Below are 252 nucleotides of genomic sequence, written 5' to 3' on the forward strand. Positions count from 1 at the left end.
GCCAGGCACTCGCGGTCACCGGCCCTCCGTTTGCCGCCGCCCTGCGGGCGTATGACCTCCGTCGGCGGCACCACCCGCCGAAACAGCGCCCACAACTCGTCCGGCACCAACCGCTCCACCAGATCCGGATGGCGTCCCTTGAAGTGGTGTAGCCGGTCTTGGCTGATGTGCGCCCCTGGCTCGCCACCGCGTTGCCCCTGGTGGACCGCTCGTGCGCCCTGAACAAGGACGGGCCACCGTGCAACTCTCCGC

1 pseudogene is annotated in these 252 nt (G+C 70.2%); it reads right to left on the reverse strand.

Features of this window, described 5'->3' with window-relative positions:
• Positions 1 to 122 (reverse strand): annotated as a pseudogene (locus MTQ10_RS31105) (IS5/IS1182 family transposase); the annotation flags it as partial.
• Positions 123 to 252 lie beyond the last annotated feature (130 nt).

The organism is Streptomyces sp. XM83C (assembly GCF_023072675.1).
In the GTDB taxonomy this organism is placed as follows: Bacteria; Actinomycetota; Actinomycetes; order Streptomycetales; family Streptomycetaceae; genus Streptomyces; species Streptomyces thermocoprophilus.